This is a genomic window from Syntrophorhabdaceae bacterium (assembly GCA_035541755.1).
Taxonomy (GTDB): domain Bacteria; phylum Desulfobacterota; class Syntrophorhabdia; order Syntrophorhabdales; family Syntrophorhabdaceae; genus PNOF01.
The window spans coordinates 1-3,919 of sequence record DATKMQ010000052.1; the positions used below are offsets into that span (position 1 = coordinate 1).

Here is a 3,919-nt window from a genome sequence, read left to right on the forward strand (position 1 = left end):
AGATCAGCCGCGACTGCAGTTGAAGTAATGATGAAGAGCGCAAACCAAATGGCGCTCAGGACAACCACATACTTTTTCATGCCTTCCCTCCGGTGAAAGTTAGTTAGTGAATGTTTTCTTTTACCACTCGGGTAGGGAACAATCAACAAAAATATCGGTCTCCGGACGGCGTAAGCCGCTTGGCGCTCTTTGAATATGAGGTGCCTGACCGTGAGAAGGTAGGCCTTCGTTTACCTGGCGTATTTCTTTTTTAAGAACTCAAGTCCCGTCATCGGGTAAAGCGCGTAGATAAGGACATCTTCCATTTTGTCTGATATGTCCTTGATAGCCTCTTTTGCCTTGTTCAGTTCCGGCTCCAGTATGTCCGCAGGCCTCACGTTAATGGGAGTCTCGCCGCGATCGTACCCCTTCAATGCTTTTTTCTGCACCTCCGGATTTACCGGCGCCGGCGGTCTGCCGTAGAGGCCGTAGAAATAGTCCTTGACCTCTTTCGTGATCATCTTGTATCTGCCCGCGATCACGTTGAGTACTGACTGCACGCCTACTATCTGGCTTGTCGGTGTGACAAGAGGCGGATAGCCCATATCAGCCCTTGTTCTGGGTATCTCCTCAAAAACTTCATAGAGCCGGTGCAGTGCCTTTGCCTGTTTGAGCTGGCTGACCAGGTTGCTGATCATGCCGCCGGGTATCTGGTGCATGAGCACGCCGATGTCTATAACCGAAAATCTTGTTGTGTCTGAAAACTGGACATATCTGGGAATGACACTTTCCAGGTAATCGTTTATCTCGGGGAATTTCTTTAGATCAAGAAGAGGATCGCGTGGCGTATCCTGCAATGTGACAAGAATCGGTTCCACGGGTGCATGGGAACTTCGCAGCGCGAACGGCGCAATACAGGTATCGATACCGTCTACCCCGGCCTCGATGGCCTTCAGAGACGCCATAGAGGCCATCCCGCTCGTGTAGTGCGTGTGCAGGTGGACCGGAATTTTCAGATTCGATTTTAGTGCTGTCACGAGATCGTAAGCGTCATAGGGAGATATGATGCCGGCCATGTCCTTGATGCAGAAAGAATCGGCCCCCATCTCTTCTATGATTCGGGCCTTCTTAACATAGTAATCGGTAGTGAATATTGGCCCGCCCAATTTCCTTTCTGTGAGCGCATAAGAGACCGAACCCTGGATCTGCTTGCCATGTTTTTTTATAGCCTTAAACGAGGAGATGAAATTCCGCTCATCGTTGAGGGCGTCGAAAACCCTGAATATGTCGATGCCCGAACTCGCTGCCCTTTCCACGAAAGCCTCTACAACGTCATCCGCATAATTCCTGTAGCCCACAAGATTCTGACCGCGCAAGAGCATCTGGAGTTTGGTGTTCGGCATTTTCTGTTTGAAAATTCTGACCCTGTCCCAGGGGTCCTCATTCAAGAAACGGGTCATAACATCAAAAGTGGCTCCACCCCAGACCTCTACCGAGTAAAAGCCGATGCTGTCCATTTTTTCCATGATGGGCCGCATATCCTCAGTGGTCATCCTGGTTGCGAAGAGCGACTGATGGCCGTCTCTCAGCGTGAGGTCTGTTATTTTTACCGGATTGTTTTCATTCATAATCCGCACCCCCCCTGACGTACCGTCTAAAGACTCTTCTTCAGGTTTTCTAAATGCGTTTTTAAAAAGGCAGGCAGCCTGGTGCCGAACTGCTGGTAGAACGTTTCTATTCCCTCCACCTCTTTCGCCCACTGTGCGCGATCCACCTCGAAAAGCTTATTCAATATCTCATTGCTGGTAGAAAGCCCGGAGAGGTTAATGTCAGCGAGATGAGGCATGAGACCGACAGGTGTTTTCTTCGCCGACACCTTACCCTTGATCCTATCGATCATCCATTTGATTACACGGAAATTGTCTCTGAAGCCCGGCCAAATGAATTTCCCGCTGGCATCTTTCTTAAACCAGTTCACAAAAAATATTTTCGGAGGATTGGAGATTCTTTTACCGACGTCGGCCCAGTGGGAGAAGTAATCGGCCATGTTATAGCCGCAGAAGGGCAGCATGGCCATGGGGTCTCGCCGCACAATACCTACCTCTCCGGCAGCTGCAGTAGTGGTTTCGGAGCCTAGGGAAGATGCTTTAAAGACACCGTGTTCCCAATCAAAGCTTTCGCAGACAAGAGGGACAGTGTCTGATCTCCGGCCACCGAACAGAATCCCCGAAATCGGCACGCCGTTGGGGTTGTTAAATTCTTTAGAAAGCGTTGGACAGTTCAGTGCCGAGACAGTGAAGCGCGAGTTCGGGTGCGCAACGACTTTGCCACTCGCCGCATCGTACGGGTTACCCTGCCAGTCAAGTATGTTGTCAGGAATTTTATCAGTCAGGCCTTCCCACCACGGCTGGTTTGTCGTGGTCACGAGCCCGGTGTTGGTGAAGAGAGTTGGATAGAAATTCCCTGTCCTCAGCGTCTTCATCATATTCGGGTTGGTCTTGTCAGACGTACCAGGCGCCACGCCGAAGAATCCGGCTTCGGGGTTGATAGCATACAGGCGGCCGTCAGGGCCCACGTTCATCCACGAGATGTCATCCCCGAGCGTGGTCACTTTATACCCCTCTATCACAGGGTCGATCATGGCAAGATTGGTCTTCCCACAGGCGGAAGGGAAAGCGCCCGCAAAATAGGTGATGTCACCATCCGGATCTTCTACTCCCATGATGATCATGTGCTCTGCGAGCCAGCCCTCCTTAAACCCCTGGTGAGAGGCTATTCTCAACGAGAAGCACTTTTTGCCGAGAAGCGCGTTACCGCCATAACCAGAGCCGATGCTCATTACGAGTTCTTCTTGTGGAAAATGCATGATAAAACGTCTGCTCGGATCGAGTTGGCCTATTGAATGCAGACCTTTGACGAATTTTTCAGAGTCCCCGATCCTTTTGAGCGTCTCATTCCCCGTTCGGGTCATGATGTACATGCTTACAACAACGTAGAGTGAATCTGTTATCTGGATGCAGGGCTTCGCATAGGGCGACGCCGGGTGACCCATCATGTACGGTATGACATAAAGGGTTCGGCCCTGCATGCAGCCTTCGAAAAGTCCGTAGAGCATCTTTTTGGCCTCAGCAGGATCCATCCAGTTGTTATTTGGACCGGCGTCTTCCTTTACGGGAGAGCACACGAAGGTTAACTGTTCGGTGCGGGCCACGTCATTGGGGTGGCTGCGATGATAATAGGAGTTGGGAAATGCCGAAGGACTTAACTCGCGGAATGTCTGGTTGCCCGCGGTCTTTTCTTCGCGGATGCCGAGATCAACAAGGCGATGCATCTCCTCTTCAGTGCCCTGTACCCAGTAAATCTTTTCCGGTTTGGTAAGGCGCGCTTGCTCTTCTACCCATTGCCGAACCGCGTTTGCCATGGTCTACCCTCCAAAAGAACCTTTAGTCTAGCACAAAATCTTAAGCTATTGTTTGAAACAACTGCAATAGGGAAAACTCTGATATTGGGCCTCGAAAGACCTGAGTTTTGAATAAAGGTCCTGGGGTCAGGGCCCGCGGTTCAGAGGGAATCAAGGCTCGAGGCTCAGGGGGGGAGAGACTGATTCTCTGTTTGTTCTTGACTTCATGCTGTCGACATGCAATCAAATAGTACGATGGTCGCGTATCTTGATTTCTGGGTTGCTGCCGGACTTCTCCTGGCGCTCCTTTCTTTCCTCTGGTGTGCCGTGTATGGGCTCATCTTCTGGAACAGAGGGTACGGCGAAAAAGATGGTGACTACAAGGCGGAAATAGAATGGGAACACGAGGAGATTGAACTGATCGAAAGGCTTCCCTGATTTATGATCTACCTAGTCGTTTTCGTTCTCATCTACCTCCTGATAACGGTTTATCTGAGCTACCTTGGCTATCGGAGAACGGTTACCGTCTCCGATTATCTT

General features: G+C 50.7%; 3 protein-coding genes. 1 reads left to right on the top strand and 2 read right to left on the bottom strand.

Features of this window, described 5'->3' with window-relative positions:
* Nucleotides 1–230 precede the first annotated feature (230 nt).
* Both VMT62_04425 and VMT62_04430 read right to left on the bottom strand, forming a co-directional pair.
* Entirely contained in the window at nucleotides 231–1,607 is a 1,377-nt protein-coding gene (locus VMT62_04425; GenBank protein HVN95653.1) for a pyruvate carboxylase subunit B, read from the bottom strand.
* A gap of 26 nt (nucleotides 1,608–1,633) precedes the next feature.
* Complete coding sequence (locus VMT62_04430; GenBank protein HVN95654.1) at nucleotides 1,634–3,400, bottom strand: phosphoenolpyruvate carboxykinase (GTP); 1,767 nt, start codon at nucleotides 3,398–3,400, stop codon at nucleotides 1,634–1,636.
* A 216-nt stretch (nucleotides 3,401–3,616) separates the two neighbouring features.
* Between VMT62_04430 and VMT62_04435 the strand changes: the two genes are divergently transcribed.
* Entirely contained in the window at nucleotides 3,617–3,817 is a 201-nt protein-coding gene (locus VMT62_04435; GenBank protein ID HVN95655.1) for a hypothetical protein, read from the top strand.
* Nucleotides 3,818–3,919 lie beyond the last annotated feature (102 nt).